Source organism: Orlajensenia leifsoniae, from assembly GCF_004570845.1.
GTDB classification, from domain to species: Bacteria; Actinomycetota; Actinomycetes; order Actinomycetales; family Microbacteriaceae; genus Orlajensenia; species Orlajensenia leifsoniae.
Map to the genome: position 1 here is coordinate 638,212 of NZ_SPQZ01000001.1, position 20,509 is coordinate 658,720.

The following is a 20,509-nucleotide window of genomic DNA, read 5'->3' on the forward strand; positions in this document are numbered from 1 at the left end:
CCCCCCGGGCTTTCAATCGACGGCGCTAGGCGCAGCCGGGTCGCTGGTGGCGGTGATGTAGATGTACTCGGCGATCCAGCCGGGCTGCCAGTGCGTGGGTGTCCTGTCGAACTCGTAGCGGGTGACTACGTCGCCGTCCTGAACAGCGTGGCGGAGAGTCACGGCCGGTGCACCAGCGACGAGGGAAATGCCCTCGATCTCAGCGAAGAGCACGCCGTCGGGGCCGAGGAGCCTGGCGGTGTACGTGTCCATGCGGCGGACTCTACCGGTTGGAGCGCGGAGGTGACGCGATGCCACCGCGACGACGGCGGCGATCAGAAGCAATCCTGCGATGCAGACGGCGACGGTCAGTCCGGTGTCGTAGATGGTGCTGGTGATCACGCCGTCGGCGGAACGCCAATTGCACACGACGCCGACGGGGAAGGCTACGGGGCTGGGAGCGTGCATGTTGTCTTCTACTGGTAGTACGCCCGCAGGGATGGTCGAGAACCCGCAAACGTCTCGGGCGTCACGCCAAATGGAGAGCGCGGCAATCGCGTACACGACCAGGGCCACGAGGAAACCGGCCACCGTCAACGCCGCTGCCCAATAGTTGGTGGCCGGCGCGAGCTCGGCTTTCGTTGAAACGTCCAGACCCATGACTCCACCCTGCATCAGGTCGGCGCCCAGCACCTAGATCACAAGCCGCGAGGCAGCGAGAGCGCTTAGTCCGTGGTTCCAGGCAACTGAGCAGGGCTTTTCGCCTCGAGTGGTGGAGCGGGGCGAAGCAGCAAGATCACCGTTGCGATGGGTCCGATTGCCAGGGAGAGCAGGAACCGAGCGATCGGGGAGCGGCGGTTGGACGCTGCGATGTTCGCGTTGATCACGGCTAACAGGACCCACAACCACCCGAACTCAGCCATGGATGTCCGCCCGCTGGCTTAGAAGAGCCTGCCGCGACCGCTGTCGATCTGGCCCTGGATCGCGTCGAGAGACTGCTGCATCTCCGGGTCATAGGTGTTGGTGGCGAGCCGGCGCCGACGACTCGCGAGCGCAATAATCACGATGAAGGCGACAGCCGCGAGGACGGCTCCCGTCCAGATGAAACCAAGAACGACGCCGGACATGTTTCCCCCTAGTGCTTTCAATCAACAGTACTTGGCGCGAATGCGCCCGACGCCAGTTCTTTCGATGAGTAGCGCAGCTGGTCAGCGTTAGCTGGCACACTACTGACGTGAGCACGGGCGAACTGGACATCGTGAGCGGCCCGCGATTGGAGCATCGTCAGGCAGTCCCGACCCTCGGTATTCGAGAGACCGTCCCGTTCCGCACGATGCTCGCCAACCGGGACAGATTGCTCGCGGAGCTAATCGGGTGGCTCGCTGACCATGGCGTAGAACCCGCCGGGCACTTCTTCCTTCGGCTCCACGTCGTCAACATGTCCCACCTTATGGAGATCGAGGTCGGAGCATCCGGGGTGACGGATGCCGGCGAAGGGCGAGTGCAAGCAGGATCGCTCCCCGCCGGCGACTACGCGGTGCTGGCGTACCGAGCGAAGTCGATGACGGCCAACCGACGCCTACACGACTGGGTGCGCGAGGAAGGACTGGTGCTCGACACACGTCCGCATCCGAGAGGCGAGGCGTTCGCCTCTCGATGCGAGATCTATCTGACCGACCCGCGCACGGAGCAGCGAAAGACGCGTTGGGTCGTCGAGCTGGCGTTCATGACTCGAAGCTAGCCTCCGCCACTACGTGCATTCAGGGATCCCTCAGCGAGTCATACGGCTCCTCGGCTTCCGCTAACGGAACGTTGGTCTCGGCAGGGCTGCTCGCTTCACCTCTTCGACTGGCGGCGACATTCGGCCTCGCGGTGGCGCCGACGTCCTCGACCAGCCGGCCATGCTCGGTAGAGCGCTGCCGCAGATGTGTCCGCTCAAGAGGAGGTCGCCGGCTACCTCGTTGACAAGCGACCGAACTCGATTGCATTCGTCGTGAAGGACGGACCGTTCCCCGGTGAGAACGCCGACACCGGAGCCGCGAACCTGATCCGCATCGGCGAAGCGAACGACCCGAACTCGTACGAGGTGACCGGCGACCGTTTGGTGTCACTGCAGAACGGGCTCCTCCAAGACTCAGACCTTTCCGCCGCCCGAACCGCAGGGATCGGACATTCGTGGGGGCTGACAAACATCACCGGCAGCGAAACCCTCGGCGCCCACTACGACAACGTCGTCAGCCTCTCCGGCGCATGGACCCCGGAAACATGGCAGCCTGACCCCGGCACCGACTACAAGGACTACTCCTACAACGACCTCCTACAAATCGGCCAATCCACGGGGCTGGTCGGCGACGGGAACACCCCACGAGCTGAGGGGTCCGGGTTCGAGCACGACCCCTACTATGAAGGTCCGCGGCCCATCACGATCCAGACGATGGACGGGCCGGTGACAGACTTCGGTGCAGCGATGGACAACCACAACCTCGTCGCATCTGACGACCTGGCCAACCGAAAACTGCTGCTGCAGCTGAGAAAGGATCTCGGATGAAACGCCGGCTCCCACCGCTGCTGCCCGCAGTCGCCATCATCGCGTTGCTCCTCACCGGATGCGCAACCGAACCCACCCCATCCACAACCTCCAGAGCAGGGATGACCATCGCAGAAGCCAAAGCCAGGGCGCAGCAGCTCGAGGACGACATCGTCGCCCTGATCCCCGCCGACATCATCAAGACCACCGACCAGCTCGACAAAGCACGGCTCATGAACTGCACCGGCGGTGTCACCTGGCCCGGATCCACCGTCATCACATTCACCGAACCGCAGGACGCCGACGCAATCGTCCAGAAACTCCACGACGACCTGGACAAGACCGAGAACGCTGGCAACACCATCGAGCAGGTCGACAACGACTACCTCCTGGCCACCTACATCACCACAGACGGAGCGACCGCCCTCATCGCCGAAGAGGCAGGCGACGGAACCAGCATCCGGATCGACTCGAACTCACCATGCTTCGAACTCCCCGAAGGCTCCAGCCGGCACGGGAAGTACTGAACGATGACCCGTATCGCCCTGCACGCCGACCGGTTGGCTGTGGTCGACCGGGAACTAGCTGCTGCCGAGCTCAGTACCGCCGGGAGTCCAGCAGACGCGGCGAATCTGGCGATGCTCCCCGCCACCCTCCGACTGGACCGGGCAATCGCCGGACTCGCTGGCGAGCTCGGCCGGGTCGGTTCGTCGTTCGCTTCGGAGACCAGTCAGTTCGACGCTGACATGCGAGCTGCAGCGGCGGATCTGAACACGGTCGACGATCTGGCGACGGACGCGTTCGATCAAGTGACGTCGGCAGTCAACTCAGGGTGGCGCCGGGAACTTCACCGCTAGACGGCAAGCCGGCAGTCTGACCGCTTGCCGACGAAATTAAATGTGATGGCTACCGCGTCACTCCCCAGATTTGAACGCCGTCCCAGTAGACCATCCCCTTGCGGGATTGGGTCGTGCCTGCGCCAGTGATGCGTCCTGCCGATCGACTGCCATGCTGGCAGTATGAGCCCAGACGAGCGGGAGCTGCCATTCGCCGTGTCCTCATTGGGGAGCGCATCGGGGACCCCGACGATCGTGTTGCCGGGTGGGCCGTGCCGGGGTGCCGAATACCTGGGTGAGTTCGCTGGCCTGGGAGACGCCCACGCCCTCGTCGTCATGCATCCCCGCGGCGCCCCACAGAGCGGCGGCCTGTCCCGTGGGTGGTGGTCAGATGCCGATGACGTCGTAGCTCTTGCCGACTCTCTCGGGTTGGCAACGTTCGACCTCGTCGGCCACTCCGCGGGCACACGGCTAGCACTCTCAACCGCAGCACGATTCCCAGAGCGAGTCCGATCGTTGGCGCTCGTCACGCCGCCGGCGACGTGGCTGACTGGGACAACTTCCGACGCCGAGTCCATCGCCGCCGAACGCACGGAGCCCGCCGTGCTGGCGGCCTTCGCCGCACTGGAACAAGACGACCCGCACACGGAGTCGCAGTTCGTGGAATCCTTCCGCCGTCAAGCGCCCGCATGCTACGCACGTTGGACCGAGGTCGAGTGGGCACACAGCCGCGTAGGGGAGGTGAGTCTGGCGTCGGCGAGGGCCTGGTTCAACTCGATTCCAGCCGATGCGCCCGATCGCATCCGAGCCATGCACTCGCCCCCGACACTTGTCATCGGAGGAACACAGGATCTGCTTACCGGTGTCCAGCCGGTGCGGGACTACGCCTCGGTCCTCAACGCTCAAGCGTCCTTCATTGCAGAGTGCGGCCACTATCCATGGATTGAGCAGCCAGAGGAGTTTCATCGACTCCTGCACGAATGGTTATCGACGCCGCACTGATACGGATCGGAAATGTCGCGCCAACCGATCCTCATTCGGGCTGCCCGAGCGACATAGACGACCGCAATGTGCTCGAGGTCCATCTTTCGGTCCGGCGCGAGGACGCGCAGTGGCCCCCGAAATCGTCGCCGGTAGCCGTTGCTGTGCTCGGTCAACTCCCTGTACGTCGTGGTTCTCGGCAGATGCTCGTCTGGGATGAGTCCGTCAGGCGGCCGCCTTCTCGACGAGTGCGCGAATCCTGGCCTCCGTCGGAGCATCCAGCGAGCTGATGGTCCACGCGACCGGGTGCATGTGGGCACCCTCCTCACGTGCGGGGTTCACAACTTCGCCGAAGCCGAACGCGATGAAGTCCTTATCCGGTTTGATGTAGCAGATGTCTTTGCCGTCCTTGACGTAGAACGGGAGTCCCCAGCGGACGATCGGCTCTAACGAGGGTGCGCTCTCCCGGATGATGGTGTGCAGGCGTTCTGCAATCTCCCGGTACTGCACCGGGGCTTCACTGAGTTTGGCGAGAACAGCCTCGTCGCCCTTCTTCGTGAACATCGCCATGTTCAAGTCTCCTTCACGTGGTTGTAGTTGACATCGTGCGCTCGCGGCGACCGCTGGCGCCGGTGCTCAGCGTACGTCGACGCGGCGGACGTAGTCGAGGTTCCCGACCGATCCCCGTATCGTCCTTCGACGCAGCGGTCCATCTCCGACGCGCTCAATGTCAGGCGTCCAGACGGCCCTGCTCTGCGCTGCTGCGCCGGATTCATCGCCACCTCGCAACTCATGTGCCATCGTCGGAAACCGAATCGTGCCGGCAGTGTGCCGGTCCTTCCGCGCGAGCGCACCGCAAGCGCATCGGCTTGCGGGCAACGGTGAAGGTGCAGCGACATTCAGAAATCGGCACTGCCCTGACCAGGCCCGTTGCCGGCCGTGCCCCGCTGGTGCTCCTCTGACGCGCGCTGCCTTGCGAGGCGCTCTTCTGTTGAGTCTTCCGCTGGCGCTTGAGAACGCCGCCTCACCGTTTGCACGACGAGGACCGCGACCAACGCGAGCACCACAACGGCGAGAGACCAGAATCCGAGATCCATCTTTCCTCCGCGCGTTGCCTGACTATAAGAGCGGCGCTTCAGCCCCCTCCGAGATCGATCAGGCGCTGCTCCGTCACCTGCCCCTTCGAGCAACGAGAGCATTCGAAGTAGGGTTCCACGTCGGGTTCGCGTCGAACTACCCACTTGTGCAGACCGAGCCGGCACCGGAGTGGTTTCTCACGCATGTTGCACCTCTTTGTCGCAACGTAGCTGTTTGCCCAGCACGATACTCGTCGGCGGATCTCAGCGCGACCGATTGGCGTCTTCGGGTGCCAGCGCAAACATCCGGCGAATCCGATCCTTCATCGCTGCAATGGAAGAAGCCCGCGATCGCGGCGAAGAGCACGCCTCCAAGAAGCGGCCGAAGAAGCAGAGCAGACGCGACAGGCTCGGCTACCACAACTACACGGAGTCAGCCCGCGAGAAGGACAGTGCCAGCCTCGCCGACAAGGAGGAGCTCGTCCTGCGAATGTAGGCGTCCACTCACACCCCCACACATATGTTCCACCTACGCCCGGACGATTCGGTGCGCCTGAAAATGGCGCAATTCGAGTCATCCGGGCTTTTTTGTACCCGCGCCGCCCGCATCGACATGAGCATTCCACTGCGAAGGCAGATTCCACCTGATTTCCTCGAAGGCTCGGGGAAATCAGGCGTTAACGACGCAAGGGCACCCGCTCTCGCAAGCCAATACGGATGAACTGGCTTACCAAGGCGGATGCCCCCATGGCGGTACCGGTGGGATTTGAACCCACGGTGGACTTTCACCCACACAACTTTTCGAGAGTTGCACCTTCGGCCGCTCGGACACGGTACCGAGAAGGAGTTTAGTTGAGCGGGGGCTTCTGCGCGAATCGAGGCCCATGGTCGTCGGCATCCGCTCGCTCGTAGCTTGATTCGGCTCGTGACGGGGTGGCGTAGCCTTCGGACATGACGACCCCTCCTCTTCTCCGCCTCGGCGTGATGGCCACCTCGCGCAAGCTCGACGAGAAACGGCTGCCGCTGCACCCGTCGCATCTCGAGCGCATCGACGAGGACCTGCGCGCCAACATGATTCTCGAGACCGGCTACGGCGAGCGCTTCGGCATTCCGGATGCGAACCTCGCGCCTCTCGTCGGAGCGATCGCCTCTCGCGAGGAGATCATCGCCACCGCCGACGTGATCGCCCTGCCCAAGCCTCTGGCGTCCGACCTCGCCGATCTCCGTGACGGACAGACCCTGTGGGGCTGGCCTCACTGCGTGCAGGACCGCGAGATGACCCAGTTCGCCATCGACAAGGGCCTCACGCTGATCGCATGGGAGGCCATGAACCATTGGAAGAGCGACGGCGGCTTCGGCCTGCACGTCTTCCACAAGAACAACGAGATCGCCGGTTACTGCTCAGTGCTGCACGCTCTGCAGCTGTGCGGATCGACCGGAGACTACGGCCGCCGCCTCAGCGCCGTCGTGATCGGCTTCGGGGCCACGGCACGCGGGGCCGTCACGGTCCTGAACGCCCACGGCATCCACGACGTGCGCGTGCTCACCAACCGCGACACGGCCGCCGTCGGCTCGCCCATCCCCTCGGTCGACATCATCCAGTTCGAACACGACCCGGAGTCGCCGTTCCAGAGCACCGTGAACACCGAGGACGGCCCCGTCGCCCTCGCACCCTTCCTCGCCGCCCACGACATCGTCGTGAACTGCACCCTGCAGGACCCGAACGCTCCCCTCACCTACCTGCGCGAGGAGGACCTCGGCGAGTTCCGACCCGGCAGCCTCATCGTCGACGTGTCGATCGACGCCGGCATGGGCTTCAGCTGGGCGCGCCCCACGACCTTCGACGACCCGATGTTCACGGTCGGCGAGTCCACCAACTACTACGCCGTCGACCACAGCCCGTCGTTCCTCTGGAACTCGGCCACGTGGGAGATCAGCGAAGCGCTCATGCCCTTCCTCCGCACGGTCATGGAGGGCCCATCCTCGTGGGCCGAGTCCGACACCATCCGTCGGGCGACCGAGATCGAGGCGGGCCGCATCCGCAACAGCGCCATCCTCGAGTTCCAGGGCCGATCGAGCGAGTACCCGTACCTGCCCGCGCTCTGAGGCGCACGGCGCTTCGGCGACGGACGCCGCTCCCCCACATGCGTCTCAGCCCCACGGATGCCGCCGACGACGGAGCGGCATCCGGCAGTGTCGTCGGGCCCGATTAGGCTGGCCCCATGGCCCGATCCACCAACGCGTACCGCTGCGTCGAATGCGGCTGGACGACGGCGAAATGGGCCGGCCGCTGCGGCGAGTGCCAGCAGTGGGGAACCGTGACGGATGCCGCTGAACAGGCCGGTGGAAACGCCCGCGCCGTGAAGCCCGTCGCCGTCTCCGCCAGCCGCGCCGCCCGCCCCATCACCGAGTTCACCGCCGAGATGGAGATCACCCGCTGGCCGAGCGGGATCGGCGAGTTCGACCGTGTGCTCGGCGGCGGCGTCGTTCCGGGAGCCGCCATCCTGTTGAGCGGTGAGCCCGGCGTCGGCAAGTCGACGCTGCTGCTCGAGGTCGCCGCGCGGGCTGCGTCCACCGGCAAGAGGGTGCTCTACGTGAGTGCCGAGGAGTCCGTGAGCCAGGTGCGGCTGCGCGCCGCACGCACGGGAGCCCTCGTTCCGAACCTCTACCTCGCGTCTGAGACCGACCTCGGCACCATCCTCGGCCAGGTCGACTCCGTCGAGCCGCAGCTCCTCATCGTCGACTCCGTGCAGACCGTGTCGAGCTCCCTCTCCGACGGCCTCGCCGGCCAGCCCGGGCAGGTGCGCGAGGTCGCTGCAGCACTCGTTCGCCTGGCGAAGGAGCGTGAGCTGCCGATCCTGCTCGTCGGCCACGTCACGAAAGACGGATCGATCGCCGGGCCTCGTCTGCTCGAGCACCTCGTCGACGTGGTCTGCCACTTCGAGGGCGATCGCCAGACCGCGCTGCGCTTCGTGCGCGCACTCAAGAACCGCTTCGGCCCCACCGACGAGGTGGGCTGCTTCGAGATGACCGGAGACGGCATCGCCGAGGTGCCCGATCCGAGCGGGCTGTTCCTGAGCCGCGGCTCGACGAACGTCAGCGGAACCTGCGTCACCGTCGCCCTCGAGGGTCGGCGCGCCCTGCCCGTCGAGGTGCAGGCACTCGTCGTGAAGGCCACGGGCCCGCAGCCTCGGCGCGTCATGAACGGCGTCGATCCGTCGCGCGTCGCCATGATCCTCGCCGTGCTTGAGCGGCGGGCCGGTCTGAAGGGCGTCGGTGAGCACGACGTCTACATCTCCACGGTCGGCGGTGTGCGTCTCACCGAGCCCGGGGCCGATCTCGCCATCGCCGTCGCCATAGCGTCGGCGCTGAGCGAACGCCCGGTTCCGCACGAACTCACGGCGTTCGGCGAGATCAGCCTGGCGGGCGAGGTGCGCCCGGTCTCTGCGGCCGCTCAGCGTGCCTCCGAGGCACGCCGCCTCGGCTTCACCCACGTGCTCGACGCCGAGGTGGGCAGCGTCCACGCTGCCCTCGACCGACTGCGGCTCGCCGGCCCGTCGGCATCCGACGTCTCCGACGCCCGTGCCGCGGAGCGCCGGGCAGCGCAGCGCGAGGAATGGGAGCGCGAGTTCAGCGGTTCCTTCTGAGACGACCCGTCGAGGCCTCGAGTTGGCTCGGCCTACGCCTCGACGTCGAGCACGCGCAGGATCTCGGCCGGAGTCGCCTGCATCGGATGCGGTCCGGCGATGTCGAAGAACACCGTGGTGATCAGCTCGGCGTTCGCTCCGAGGAAGGCGCGGAGCCACACCGGGGATTGCAGGCCGACGGCGGGCGGCAGGTTCGCGGGCTTGTTCGCCGCGTCGCTGAACAGCAGGAGCGCCACCTCGCCGGTCTCGGGCGAGCGATAGGTCCAGACCTCTCCGCCGTCGAGCGGGTTGTCACGTGGACCCGGCTTCAGCAGCGGCACCACGGTGTTGCCGTTGCGCAACGCCAGTGCGACGGCCGCCATGTCCTGGTGCTCGAGCGCCTCGGCGAGCGCCTGAGAGCGGAAGGCGGCCGCAGCGGGAGCCGCGGACTTCGAGGACTTCTTCGACTTCTTCGGAGACGCTGAGGGCATGCCTCAAGGGTAGTAGCTGCTCGAGCCGGCCTCAGTTGAGCAGGAACTGCGTGGGCTCGCTGGTCACGTTGCCGACGGTCACCGTCAGCTTGTAGGAGGCACCGCCCGCGGGAACGACCTCGCGGTCGCCGTCGCACGTGTCGGCCGAGGAGCGCGTGCGATCCCAGGTGAGCGGCGCAGACGACCCGATCGGAACGTTCGGCTTGAGGGTGACATCAGCATCGACGGCATCCTTCTGGCAGTCGGTCGACAGCCAGTAGACCTCGTCGCCGCTGGTGATCGTGAACACCTGCTGCGAGCTGCCCGCGTTCACGACGCACGGCTTCGAGCCCGTGTTCGTGATGCTGAGCGAGAGCTGCGGCTTCTGGTCGGCCGCGTAGGAGTCGAGGTCGGTGATCGCCTTCACCGCGAGGTCGTCGTCGGCGCACGCGACACCCTTCGCATCGACGGCATCCGTCGGGATGGACGTGGCGTCTGCGGCAGGCTTCTCGGAACTCGTCGACGCCGGGGCTGGAGTCTTCTGCTCGTTCGGCTCTCCCGAGCTGGAGCCCGGGCGGACCACGATCAGGATGATGGCGACGATGACGGCGATCAGGCCGAGACCGACTATGAGGCGCCGGCGCCAGTACACCTTGCTCGACTGGGGGCCGACTGGATGCTTGAGCGTCGACATACCGACAGGGTAGGCACCTGCACCCCGAGCGAGGGTGAGGCGCCGCGGCGTGCCGCCACCCTCTCAGGAACTCGCACCGGCGGCATCCGTTCCCGTCGACGGATGCCGTTCACCCGTCGTCAGCGCAGGAGCTTGAGCATGCGCGTGTTGCCGAGGGTGTTCGGCTTCACGCGGGCGAGGTCGAGGAACTCGGCAACACCATCGTCGCGCGAGCGCACGAGCTCGGCGTACACGGCAGGATCGACGGTCTCGGTGCCCATGTCCTCGAAGCCGTGGCGTTCGAAGAACGGCACCTCGAAGGTGAGGCAGAACAGCCGGGAGAGACCGAGCTCACGGGCGTCGGCCTCGAGCACGTCGAGCAGCGCGTGGCCGACACCGCGGCGGAGCCACTCGGGGGCGGCGGCGAGGGTGCGCACCTCGCCGAGGTCCTCCCACATGACGTGCAGTGCACCGCAGCCGACGACCTCGCCGTCGGCCGACTCCGCGATGCGGAATTCCTGCACCGACTCGTAGAGCACGACACGTTCCTTGCCCAACAGGATGCCGCTCTGCACGAGCGGCTCGACGAGCCGGACGATGTGGGGGATGTCGCTCGTGCGGGCACGGCGCACGTGGAGGTCGGTCACCTCTCCAGCCTAATGATCCTGTGCAGCTGTCTCGGCTTCGCGGTGCGCTTCGCTCCCGTCGCGCCGCCGGCGGAGAGCGCTCGCGTCTCTCCCGTCGCGCCGACGGCGGAGACAGAAGAGGGGCCGGGCGACCCGAACGCCCGACCCCTCGCTGATGATGTCCCTAGTCCGCGGTGATCGCCAGGTCGGGGGTGACCCCGCCCGTGCCGAGCGTGGCGCCGGCGTTGATGCCGACTCCAGCGGGAACCTCGCGGCGCGTGGTGGTGAACACGAACTCGCCGGCGATGAAGTCGACGTGCACGTGGTCGCCCGAGCCGAGCTCGCCGTGCAGGATCTTCTCCGACAGGCGGTCCTCGACCTCGTGCTGCACGGCCCGACGCAGCGGCCTGGCACCGAGAGCCGGGTCGAACCCGACCTCGATGAGACGCTCCTTGGCGGGCACCGTGAGCTCGACGGTCATGTCGCGGTCCAGCATCCGGTCGCTCAGACGCTTCACGAACAGGTCGACGATCTGGAGGAGCTCGGCCTTGTTCAGCTGCGGGAAGACGATGATCTCGTCGACACGGTTGAGGAACTCGGGCTTGAAGTGCTTCTTGAGCTCGTCGTTGACCTTGCCGCGCATGCGGTCGTAGTCGGTGGCGCTGTCGCCCTCGAGGAGGAATCCGACTGGGCCGCCGGAGATGTCCTTCGTACCGAGGTTGGTCGTCATGATGATCACGGTGTTCTTGAAGTCGACGACACGACCCTGGCCATCCGTCAGGCGTCCCTCCTCCAGGATCTGGAGGAGCGAGTTGAAGATGTCGGGGTGGGCCTTCTCGATCTCATCGAAGAGCACGACGCTGAACGGCTTGCGGCGCACCTTCTCGGTGAGCTGGCCGCCCTCCTCGAAGCCGACGAATCCGGGAGGCGCACCGAAAAGGCGCGAGACCGTGTGCTTCTCGCCGTACTCGCTCATGTCGAGCGAGATCATGGCGGCCTCGTCATCGAACAGGAACTCCGCGAGCGCCTTGGCCAGCTCGGTCTTTCCGACGCCCGTGGGGCCGGCGAAGATGAACGAGCCCGAGGGACGCTTCGGGTCCTTGAGCCCGGCACGGGTGCGTCGGATGGTCTTGGCGAGGGCCGAGATGGCCTCCTCCTGACCGATGACGCGCTGGTGCAGCGCCTTCTCCATGAAGACGAGTCGGCTCGACTCCTCCTCGGTGAGCTTGAACACGGGGATGCCGGTGGCCTGCGCGAGCACCTCGGCGATCAGGCCCTCGTCGACCACGGCCGTGGTCTTGACGTCGCCGGACTTCCACTGCTTCTCAAGACGCAGACGCTCGCCGAGGAGGTTCTTCTCCTCGTCACGCAGCGACGCTGCCTTCTCGAAGTCCTGGTCCTCGATAGCGGTCTCCTTGGCGGCACGCACCACGGCGATCTTCTCGTCGAACTCGCGCAGCTCGGGCGGGCTCGAGAGGATCGAGAGGCGCAGGCGAGCGCCGGCCTCGTCGATCAGGTCGATCGCTTTGTCGGGGAGGAAGCGGTCGCTCACGTAGCGGTCGGCGAGGTTCGCCGCCGACACGATGGCGCCATCGGTGATGGAGACCTTGTGGAACGCCTCGTACTTGTCGCGGAGTCCCTTGAGGATGTTGATCGTGTGGGGCAGCGACGGCTCGGCCACCTGGATGGGCTGGAAGCGACGCTCGAGAGCGGCATCCTTCTCGAAGTGCTTGCGGTACTCGTCGAGGGTGGTCGCACCGATGGTCTGCAGCTCACCGCGGGCGAGGAGCGGCTTCAGGATGCTGGCGGCGTCGATCGCGCCCTCTGCCGCACCTGCGCCGACGAGGGTGTGGATCTCGTCGATGAAGACGATGATGTCGCCGCGGGTGCGGATCTCCTTGGTGACCTTCTTCAGGCGCTCCTCGAAGTCACCGCGGTAGCGGCTGCCGGCGATGAGGGAACCGAGGTCGAGCGAGTAGAGCTGCTTGTCCTTGAGCGTCTCGGGGACATCGCCCTTGACGATGGCCTGCGCGAGTCCCTCGACGACGGCGGTCTTGCCGACGCCGGGCTCACCGATGAGGACGGGGTTGTTCTTGGAGCGGCGCGACAGGATCTGCATCACGCGCTCGATCTCCTTCTCGCGCCCGATCACGGGGTCGAGCTTGCCGTCGCGGGCTGCCTGGGTGAGGTTGCGGCCGAACTGGTCGAGGATCTGCGATCCGCCCTGCGCCTGCTGCTGCTCGTTGGCTCCGACCTGCACCTGCTCCTTGCCCTGGTACCCCGAGAGCAGCTGGATAACCTGCTGGCGCACACGGTTGAGGTCGGCGCCCAGCTTCACGAGCACCTGGGCTGCGACGCCCTCGCCCTCGCGGATGAGGCCGAGCAGGATGTGCTCGGTTCCGATGTAGTTGTGGCCGAGCTGGAGGGCCTCGCGGAGGCTCAGCTCCAGCACCTTCTTGGCGCGCGGCGTGAACGGGATGTGACCCGTCGGCTGCTGCTGGCCCTGGCCGATGATGTCCTGCACCTGCTCGCGCACGGCGTCGAGCGAGATGCCGAGCGACTCGAGCGCCTTCGCAGCGACGCCCTCACCCTCGTGGATCAGGCCGAGCAGGATGTGCTCGGTCCCGATGTAGTTGTGGTTGAGCATCTTGGCCTCTTCCTGGGCCAGGACGACGACGCGACGAGCTCGGTCGGTGAATCTCTCGAACATCTCTACTCCTCTCGGCGCCACGCGCGGATGCGGTGCCGATAAAAAGAGAGTAACCAGCGATCCGCGCCGAAATGGCGGTGTTCGCCCTCGGCGCACGGAGCCTGACGGATGGCTGTGTGCCCGACCGTTGACATCCACGAGTCCTCCGCCTAACGTATCGTTTATCGTTGTTATCGATAATCGTTAGGAGCTGATCGTGAGCATCACCGAGACGCACAGGCCGAGCCGGGGGGACCGCATCGGGCTCTGGGCCTTCGCCGTCGCCGGAGTGGCGATCGCCGGATGGGCGGTCTGGACTGCCATCGCCCGGATCATCGAGGTCTTGCCCAACAAGGACGTCGCGGTTCTGGCCGCGTTCTCCGGCACGCAGGCGCTGGCTCCGATCGGACCGGACGGTGCCGAGGTCGCGGTCGAGCTCGACCGAGCCATCATCACGGCACCGTCACTGCCCGGTGCGTCTCTGGCGGCGCTCGTGATCCAGCAGCTGGTGTTGGCGGCATCCGTCGTCGGAGTCGTCATCTGCCTGATCTGGTTGATCCGCAACATGGCCGTCGGCACGGTCTTCAGCCGCACGAACAGCGTGCTGGTCACCACTGCCGGCTTCCTCGGGCTCGCCGGTTACTTCCTCGTGCCGTTCTTCGGCAACATGGCCGCCAACGGCGCCTTCGCCCGCGTCAGCGACCGCACATTCGACAATGTGATCATCTCCGTCGCACCGTTCGACCTCGTGATCATCGCCTTCGTCGTCGCCCTCGTGGCGACGGTGTTCGGGGTGGGCGAACGCCTCCAGCGCGACACCGACGGCCTGGTCTGATGGCGCCGGCCGAGGCTCCCGAGTCCGGGGCGGTGCACTGCCGACTCGACGAACTGCTCGCCGCTCGAGGCATGACGCTCACCCGGTTGAGTGAGCTCGTGGGGGTGAGCGTCGTGAACCTCAGCGTGATGAAGAACGATCGCGCGCGCGCCATCCGTTTCTCCACCCTCGAGGCCGTCTGCCGGGCGCTCGAGTGCGAGATCGGCGAGCTCTTCGTTCTCAGGCGGTGACGGATGCCGCGGCTCCGGCCGCCTGGTCGTTCACCGGAGGTGCGTCCTAGCGCATCGCCTTGAGCGTGATGCTCTGGTCATCGACCCGGATGCTCACGTCCGACGACGTCGTCACGTCGTCGGGAGTCGAGAACACCGTGGTGTGGGGCGCGTAGTCGGCCGTGCACGCCTGGTCGGGAGGGATGGGGACGACCGAGACGACGAGCGAGTTCGACGACGCGACGCGCATCGTGTCACCCACGGGCGGGCATCCCGAGCTGCCGTAGAGCGTGAGCGCGATCTGCTCGCCCCCGTCGAGCCACGAGGCGAAGGGCTGCAGCTCGCTTCCGCCGCGGTCTGCGACGCCCTTCGGACCGCCCGCGTAGTTCTCGATCGCGTTGCCCGATTGTGCGCCAGCACCACTGCAGGCTGCGAGCGCGAGCCCTGCTGCGACCACGATGGCGACGGATGCGGCGAGCCGCGGGACCCTCCTGGCTCCGATCATGCGGCCAGCCTACGCTCGGCGTCCGATCGCGTGTAAGAAGCGGGCAATAGGATTCCCCCATGAGCAACCTGGAGAAGCACCCCGACGAGCTCATCCTCGACGAGTCCTCCGCCGCTGCCATCGGAACCGTGACGTCCGGGGTGCAGATCCTCGAGGCGCGCGAGGTGCCTCTCGGCGGACCGCGGGCCATGAAGGTGCACCGCACCCTCCCGCAGCGCGGCCGCCCCACCATCGGCGCTTGGTGCTTCGCCGACCATTACGGACCCGGTGACTCCGACAGCATGGTCGTGCCGCCGCATCCGCACACCGGACTCCAGACCGCTAGCTGGCTCTTCGGCGGCGAGATCGAGCACCGCGACAGCGTCGGGACGCTCGGGCGCATCCACCCCGGCGAGCTCAACCTGATGACGGCCGGTCGCGGCATCTCGCACTCCGAGGTGTCGTTCGGCGACGCCACCCGACTGCACGGGGTGCAGCTCTGGATCGTGCTCCCCGACGAAGCCCGCCATGGCGAGCCGTTCTTCGAGAGGCACACGGCCGTCAGAACCTCGGTGGCGGATGCCGCCCTGCAGGTGTTCGTCGGCTCCATCGCCGGGGTCTCCACCGACGCCTCGGTGTTCACGCCGCTGCTCGGCGCTCAACTCGACCTCCCCCCGTTCGGACGCGCGGAACTGCCCCTCGACCCCGCCTTCGAGCACGGCCTCCTCGTCGACGTCGGTCCCCTCACCGTCGACGGTGTCGACGTCGCGCGCACCGAGCTCGCGTTCCTGACCCCGGGGCGCGAGTCGGTGACGGTGACCGCCGGCGAGGCCGGCGCCCGGGCTCTGCTGCTCGGCGGAGAGCCCTTCGGCGAGCGCTTCATCATGTGGTGGAACTTCATCGGCCGCACGCACGACGAGATCGAGCAGTTCCGGAGCGACTGGCAGACGGATGCGATCACCCACGGTGACCCCGGAGGCCGCTTCGGCATCGTCGACTACGACGGCCGTGCGCTCCCCGCGCCCGAGATGCCGACGGTCAGGCTGAAGCCGCGGTCGTAGCGACCAGCTCGAGCGCTTCAGCCTCGGACGCCGCCCGGTCTTCCGCGAGGGGCGCGCTTACTGCAGCGCGCTCGTGAGCCGTGCGAGGTTGTCGAGCACCGTGGACCGCAGCGGCTGCTTCATCCAGTCCTCGAGCGTGAGCTCCTTGCTGGCGGCACGGTAGTCGTCCTCGACGGCGCGCATCTCCTGAACGAAGCTCTTGCCGCGCACCATCAGCGAGACCTCCATGTTGAGGCCGAAGGAGCGCATGTCCATGTTACTCGAGCCGATCACGGCGACGTCCTCGTCGACGGTGAAGTGCTTCGCGTGCAGGATGTACGGTGCCTTGTACATGTAGATGCGCACGCCGTTGCGCAGCAGCGCCTCGTAGTACGAGCGCTGCGCGTGCCAGACCAGGGCCTGGTCTCCGATCTCCGAGACGAACAGGTCGACGGCCACGCCGCGCTGCACCGCCGTGGTGATCGCGTAGAGCATCGCCTCGTCGGGCACGAAGTACGGGCTCGTGATGACGATGCGCTCCTGCGCGTTGTAGAGCAGCGCCAGGAAGAGCCTGAGGTTGTTCTCACCGGCGAATCCGGGACCACTCGGCACCACCTGGCACTCGAGCAGGCGAGGATCGTCGATGGACTCGAGCACCTCCGCCTCCTTCTCGAGAAGCACGTCGGACTCGATGAACCAGTCGGTGATGAAGATGAGGTTGAGGGCGTCGACGACGGGCCCGTCGACACGGGCGACGAGCTCCTGCCACTTGAGGCCGCGCTTGATGTTCGACTTCTTGTTGTAGGTGCGATCGATGAGGTTCTGCGACCCCACGAACGCCGTGCGGCCGTCGACCACCAGGATCTTGCGGTGGTTGCGCAGGTCGAGCCGCTGGTTGTTGCCCTTGAGCGGCTGCACCGGCAGCATCAAGTACCACTCGGCGCCCATGGCCGTGAGGCGCTTGAGCGTCGACTTGTAGTCGCGGGTGTGCGACGAGGCCCAGTGATCGAGCAGCACGCGCACCTTCACGCCCCGCCCGACCGCCGCCTCGAGGGCGTCGAAGAACCCGGCGGTCGTCTGGTCGCACGAGAGGATGTAGAACTCGACGTGCACGTACTTGCGGGCCGTCGCGATCTCGGCGGTCATGGCGTCGATCGAGCCCTGATAGCTGGCGATCAGACGTGCGGAATTGCCGTCGACCATGGGCATCGCGCTCAGGTTGGAGTTCAGCTCGACGATGGAGCCGAACCAGGCCGGCCACTGCTCATTGGCCTGACGCCCTTCGGGAACATCCGTGTTCGCGCGGATGAAGGCATCCATCTCCTTCTGCTTCGCCCGTCGCTTGCGCGGGAGCTTCGGATTGCCGATCAGCAGGAACAGCAGCACACCGATGTACGGGATGAAGAAGACGGCGAGCAGCCAGGCCGTTGCAGCTGTCGGGCGACGATTCCGCGGGATGATGATGATCGCCGCGATGCGGATGGACCAGTCGATGATGAGGAGAAGCGCGATGACGAGAAGCGACAGGTCCGTCGACGACATCTGCGCTCAGACCGCGGGCTTGTCGCGGTGTGGCGCATCGAGTCCGAGCTTGGCGCGCTCTTCGGCCTCGATCTCGCTGTAGACCTTGCGCTCGGTGCGGTCCGCACGCAGGAGGGCACGCATGATGAACCAGAAGATGCCGCCGACGAGTACCGTCGGCGTGAGCGACCAGAGCGCGTTGACCCAGAAGTTGTCCATAGCCCTGTCATTCTACGGCCCCGGATGCCGCTCCCCCACCGCCCTCCGGATGCCCGGCCTGGCGTCACGAGAACAGGCCCGATCGCACCGTTCACGCCAGAACAGGCCAGACGGGCCCTCGCGCGCTAGTTGGAGACGATGCCGATGATGCCCGTGACGATCATGTAGACGGCGAAGCCTCCGACAGCGAGCCAGATGCCGAGGCGCGTGTTGGAGACGGGCTTCTTGCCGCCGTCGTCGGGTTCGAGCTCGCTCTTCGGGAGATAGTCGTTCATCACTTCACCAGGGGGAACAGGATCGTCTCGCGGATACCGAGGCCGGACAATGCCATGAGCAGACGATCGATGCCCATGCCCATGCCGCCGGTCGGAGGCATGCCGAATTCGAGGGCGCGGAGGAACTCCTCGTCGAGGCGCATAGCCTCGGGATCGCCGCCGGCGGCGAGCTTCGCCTGCTCGATGAAGCGCTCGCGCTGCACGACGGGGTCGACGAGCTCCGAGTAGCCGGTGGCCAGCTCGAACCCGCGGATGTACAGGTCCCACTTCTCGACAACGCCGGTGCGCGAGCGGTGCGCACGCACGAGCGGAGAGGTGTCGACGGGGAAGTTCATCACGAAGGTCGGGCGCACGAGGTCGCCCTTGACGAAGTGCTCCCACAGCTCCTCGACGTACTTGCCGTGCAGCGGATGCTCCACCTCGACACCCTCGGAGGCCGCGATCGCGCGCAGCTCGTCGATGGGCGTCTCCGGCGTGATCTCACGGCCGACCGCCTCGGAGAGGCTGCCGTACATGGAGATGCGGTCCCACTCGCCGCCGAGGTCGTACTCGGTGCCGTCGGCCCAGGTCACCACGTGCGATCCCGACACGGCCACGGCGGCATCCTGGATCAACTTCTGCGTGAGGTCCGCGATCGAGTTGTAGTCGCCGTAGGCCTGGTAGGCCTCGAGCATGGCGAACTCGGGCGAGTGCGTGGAGTCGGCACCCTCGTTGCGGAAGTTGCGGTTGATCTCGAACACCCGGTCGATGCCGCCCACGACGGCGCGCTTCAGATAGAGCTCGGGGGCGATGCGCAGGAACAGCTCGGTGTCGAACGCGTTCGAGTGGGTGACGAAGGGGCGAGCGGATGCTCCTCCGTGCATGACCTGCAGCATCGGCGTCTCGACCTCGATGAAGTCGAGGTCGTCGAACGTTCGGCGCAGGCTCGCCACGGTCTTGGCCCGGTTGATGACGTTGGCGCGGGCCTGGTCGCGCGAGATGAGGTCGAGGTACCGACTGCGCACGCGGTTCTCCTCGGAGAGCTCGTTGTGCAGGTTCGGCAGCGGCAGGATCGCCTTGGACGCGACGGTCCAGTCGCGCACCATGATCGACAGCTCGCCGCGACGGCTGGTGATGACCTCGCCCGAGACGAACAGGTGGTCGCCGAGGTCGACGAGCTCCTTCCACGCCACGAGGCTCTCCTCGCCCACCTCGCCGAGCGAGACCATGGCCTGGATGCGCGATCCGTCACCGGACTGCAGCGCCGCGAAGCAGAGCTTGCCGGTGTTGCGCAGGTGCACGACGCGGCCGGCGACGCCCACGATGTCACCGGTGGCGACGTCGGCCTCGAGGCCCTCGTGGCGCGCGCGCACGGCGGGGATGGTGTCGGTCACGGGGACGCTCACCGGGTAGGCCCCGCCTGCGGCATCCGTCGCCTCGGCGATCAGGCGCTCGCGCTTGGCCAGGCGCACGGCCTTCTGCTCCGAGATCTCCTCGGCGGTCGGCTCGGCGGTGGTCGTCTGGTCGTCGGCCATGAATGTCTCCGTGGGTGCGAGCCTGGTGGCCCGCGTCAGTTCAGGGTGATGGTGGTGTTGTCGATGAGTCGGGTCTCCCCGACCAGTGCGGCCACGAGGACCGTCGCCGGGCCGCGGAAATCGTCGTCGACCGGAAGGAAGGTCGCCGGATCGACGACGACGAGATAGTCCAGTTTAACGGCGTCGTGATCCCCGAACGCCCCAGCCGCCTCGGCGAGCACCTCGGCGACGCCCTCGAAGGCCGTGTTCTCCGCTGTGCGCAAGGCCTCGGAGAGGGTGATCGCCGCGAGACGCTCCTCGTCGGAGAGGAAACGATTGCGGCTCGACAGCGCCAGCCCGTCGAGTTCACGCACCGTGGGGACGACCTCGATCGTCGTCGCCAGGTTGAGGTCGGCGACCATCTGCTGAACGAGGAACGCCTGCTGGGCGTCCTTGCGGCCGAACACGGCGACGTCGGGTTGCGTGATGCCGAGCAGCTTCGCGACGACGGTGAGCATGCCGTCGAAGTGGCCCGGCCGCGCTGCGCCCTCGTAGAGCGACCCGACGTGGCCGGCGCTCACCCGGGTCTCGACGGCCCCGGTGGGATACATCTCGTCGACCGACGGCGCGAACACGAAGGAGGCGCCGTGGGCGTCGAGCGCCTCGAGGTCGGCGTCGAGGGTGCGCGGATAGCGGTCGAGGTCCTCGCCGGCGCCGAACTGCAGCGGGTTCACGAAGATCGACACGATCACGGTCTCACCGAGCTCGCGCGCCCTGTCGACGAGGGCCAGGTGCCCGGCGTGCAGAGCGCCCATGGTCGGCACGAGCACGATGCGATCACCGGATGCCCGGGCTGCGCGCACGCTCTCGCGTACGGAGTCGACGGTCGGGAGAACCGTGACGGTCGGGGCGACGGCGATCGTCGAGGCTGTCGGGGACGGGCGGTTCAT

At 66.6% G+C, this 20,509-nt stretch carries 24 protein-coding genes and 1 tRNA gene; 11 read left to right on the forward strand and 14 right to left on the reverse strand.

Annotation, left to right across the window (positions count from 1 at the left end):
* Positions 1-12: 12 nt before the first annotated feature.
* Positions 13-447 carry a hypothetical protein gene (locus E4M00_RS03120; protein ID WP_135119022.1) on the reverse strand — a complete coding sequence of 145 codons (435 nt, stop codon included), beginning with the start codon at positions 445-447 and terminating at the stop codon, positions 13-15.
* A gap of 473 nt (positions 448-920) precedes the next feature.
* Complete coding sequence (locus E4M00_RS03130; RefSeq protein WP_135119024.1) at positions 921-1,106, reverse strand: hypothetical protein; 186 nt, start codon at positions 1,104-1,106, stop codon at positions 921-923.
* Positions 1,107-1,213: 107 nt separating this feature from the next.
* Here E4M00_RS03130 and E4M00_RS03135 point away from each other — a divergent pair, with 107 nt between their 5' ends.
* From E4M00_RS03135 to E4M00_RS03155, 5 genes are all read left to right on the forward strand, one after another.
* Positions 1,214-1,720, forward strand: coding sequence for a GyrI-like domain-containing protein (locus tag E4M00_RS03135; protein ID WP_135119025.1), 507 nt, complete (start codon positions 1,214-1,216; stop codon positions 1,718-1,720).
* Between the two features lie 252 nt (positions 1,721-1,972).
* Entirely contained in the window at positions 1,973-2,527 is a 555-nt protein-coding gene (locus E4M00_RS03140; protein ID WP_135119026.1) for a hypothetical protein, read from the forward strand.
* A 101-nt stretch (positions 2,528-2,628) separates the two neighbouring features.
* Entirely contained in the window at positions 2,629-3,033 is a 405-nt protein-coding gene (locus tag E4M00_RS03145; protein ID WP_135119027.1) for a hypothetical protein, read from the forward strand.
* A gap of 3 nt (positions 3,034-3,036) precedes the next feature.
* A complete protein-coding gene (locus E4M00_RS03150; RefSeq protein ID WP_135119028.1) occupies positions 3,037-3,363 on the forward strand; it encodes a hypothetical protein in 327 nt (108 codons plus the stop codon).
* A 162-nt stretch (positions 3,364-3,525) separates the two neighbouring features.
* Positions 3,526-4,344: an alpha/beta fold hydrolase gene (locus tag E4M00_RS03155; protein ID WP_135119029.1), complete on the forward strand. Its 819-nt coding sequence runs from the start codon at positions 3,526-3,528 to the stop codon at positions 4,342-4,344.
* Positions 4,345-4,548: 204 nt separating this feature from the next.
* Here E4M00_RS03155 and E4M00_RS03160 read toward each other — a convergent pair whose 3' ends face one another.
* On the reverse strand, positions 4,549-4,893 hold the full coding sequence (locus E4M00_RS03160; RefSeq protein WP_240036807.1) for a DUF1801 domain-containing protein: 345 nt from the start codon (positions 4,891-4,893) through the stop codon (positions 4,549-4,551).
* Positions 4,894-5,733: 840 nt separating this feature from the next.
* Here E4M00_RS03160 and E4M00_RS17795 point away from each other — a divergent pair.
* The gene (locus E4M00_RS17795) at positions 5,734-5,895 is read left to right on the forward strand and encodes a hypothetical protein (protein ID WP_167756803.1); all 162 of its coding nucleotides are present in this window, start codon (positions 5,734-5,736) and stop codon (positions 5,893-5,895) included.
* Between the two features lie 252 nt (positions 5,896-6,147).
* Here the strand turns inward: E4M00_RS17795 and E4M00_RS03165 are convergent.
* Positions 6,148-6,237, reverse strand: a tRNA-Ser gene (locus E4M00_RS03165).
* 113 nt (positions 6,238-6,350) lie between these two features.
* Here E4M00_RS03165 and E4M00_RS03170 point away from each other — a divergent pair.
* Positions 6,351-7,505 carry a N(5)-(carboxyethyl)ornithine synthase gene (locus E4M00_RS03170; protein WP_135119030.1) on the forward strand — a complete coding sequence of 385 codons (1,155 nt, stop codon included), beginning with the start codon at positions 6,351-6,353 and terminating at the stop codon, positions 7,503-7,505.
* A 116-nt stretch (positions 7,506-7,621) separates the two neighbouring features.
* On the forward strand, positions 7,622-9,046 hold the full coding sequence (gene radA, locus E4M00_RS03175; RefSeq protein ID WP_135119031.1) for a DNA repair protein RadA: 1,425 nt from the start codon (positions 7,622-7,624) through the stop codon (positions 9,044-9,046).
* 32 nt (positions 9,047-9,078) lie between these two features.
* Here the strand turns inward: radA and E4M00_RS03180 are convergent, their stop codons facing one another.
* From E4M00_RS03180 to E4M00_RS03195, 4 genes are all read right to left on the reverse strand, one after another.
* A complete protein-coding gene (locus tag E4M00_RS03180) occupies positions 9,079-9,516 on the reverse strand; it encodes a hypothetical protein (RefSeq protein WP_056165577.1) in 438 nt (145 codons plus the stop codon).
* A gap of 31 nt (positions 9,517-9,547) precedes the next feature.
* Complete coding sequence (locus E4M00_RS03185) at positions 9,548-10,189, reverse strand: hypothetical protein (RefSeq protein ID WP_135119032.1); 642 nt, start codon at positions 10,187-10,189, stop codon at positions 9,548-9,550.
* Between the two features lie 119 nt (positions 10,190-10,308).
* Entirely contained in the window at positions 10,309-10,815 is a 507-nt protein-coding gene (locus E4M00_RS03190; protein ID WP_135119033.1) for an amino-acid N-acetyltransferase, read from the reverse strand.
* 163 nt (positions 10,816-10,978) lie between these two features.
* Positions 10,979-13,504 carry an ATP-dependent Clp protease ATP-binding subunit gene (locus E4M00_RS03195; protein ID WP_056165571.1) on the reverse strand — a complete coding sequence of 842 codons (2,526 nt, stop codon included), beginning with the start codon at positions 13,502-13,504 and terminating at the stop codon, positions 10,979-10,981.
* Positions 13,505-13,700: 196 nt separating this feature from the next.
* Here E4M00_RS03195 and E4M00_RS03200 point away from each other — a divergent pair, with 196 nt between their 5' ends.
* Complete coding sequence (locus E4M00_RS03200; RefSeq protein WP_167756804.1) at positions 13,701-14,318, forward strand: DUF2975 domain-containing protein; 618 nt, start codon at positions 13,701-13,703, stop codon at positions 14,316-14,318.
* Positions 14,318-14,548, forward strand: a complete 231-nt coding sequence (locus E4M00_RS03205) for a helix-turn-helix domain-containing protein (RefSeq protein ID WP_135119035.1) — start codon at positions 14,318-14,320, stop codon at positions 14,546-14,548. Before E4M00_RS03200 ends, E4M00_RS03205 begins: the two co-directional genes overlap by 1 nt.
* A 46-nt stretch (positions 14,549-14,594) precedes the next feature.
* On the opposite strand, the gene E4M00_RS03210 is transcribed toward E4M00_RS03205, so the two are convergent.
* A complete protein-coding gene (locus E4M00_RS03210) occupies positions 14,595-15,032 on the reverse strand; it encodes a hypothetical protein (RefSeq protein WP_135119036.1) in 438 nt (145 codons plus the stop codon).
* Positions 15,033-15,091: 59 nt separating this feature from the next.
* Here E4M00_RS03210 and E4M00_RS03215 point away from each other — a divergent pair, with 59 nt between their 5' ends.
* Positions 15,092-16,072, forward strand: a complete 981-nt coding sequence (locus E4M00_RS03215) for a pirin family protein (RefSeq protein ID WP_135119037.1) — start codon at positions 15,092-15,094, stop codon at positions 16,070-16,072.
* Between the two features lie 57 nt (positions 16,073-16,129).
* Here the strand turns inward: E4M00_RS03215 and cls are convergent, their stop codons facing one another.
* The 5 genes from cls to panC all read right to left on the reverse strand — a co-directional run bounded on the left by cls (position 16,130) and on the right by panC (position 20,509).
* Complete coding sequence (cls, locus tag E4M00_RS03220; RefSeq protein WP_135119038.1) at positions 16,130-17,593, reverse strand: cardiolipin synthase; 1,464 nt, start codon at positions 17,591-17,593, stop codon at positions 16,130-16,132.
* A gap of 6 nt (positions 17,594-17,599) precedes the next feature.
* Positions 17,600-17,791, reverse strand: coding sequence for a hypothetical protein (locus E4M00_RS03225; protein ID WP_055821619.1), 192 nt, complete (start codon positions 17,789-17,791; stop codon positions 17,600-17,602).
* Between the two features lie 125 nt (positions 17,792-17,916).
* Positions 17,917-18,066 (reverse strand): hypothetical protein, encoded by a 150-nt coding sequence (locus E4M00_RS17800; protein ID WP_157497775.1) that lies wholly within the window; start codon positions 18,064-18,066, stop codon positions 17,917-17,919.
* Entirely contained in the window at positions 18,066-19,580 is a 1,515-nt protein-coding gene (gene lysS / locus E4M00_RS03230) for a lysine--tRNA ligase (protein ID WP_135119039.1), read from the reverse strand. Before lysS ends, E4M00_RS17800 begins: the two co-directional genes overlap by 1 nt.
* Positions 19,581-19,615: 35 nt before the next feature.
* Positions 19,616-20,509 carry a pantoate--beta-alanine ligase gene (panC, locus tag E4M00_RS03235; RefSeq protein WP_135119040.1) on the reverse strand — a complete coding sequence of 298 codons (894 nt, stop codon included), beginning with the start codon at positions 20,507-20,509 and terminating at the stop codon, positions 19,616-19,618.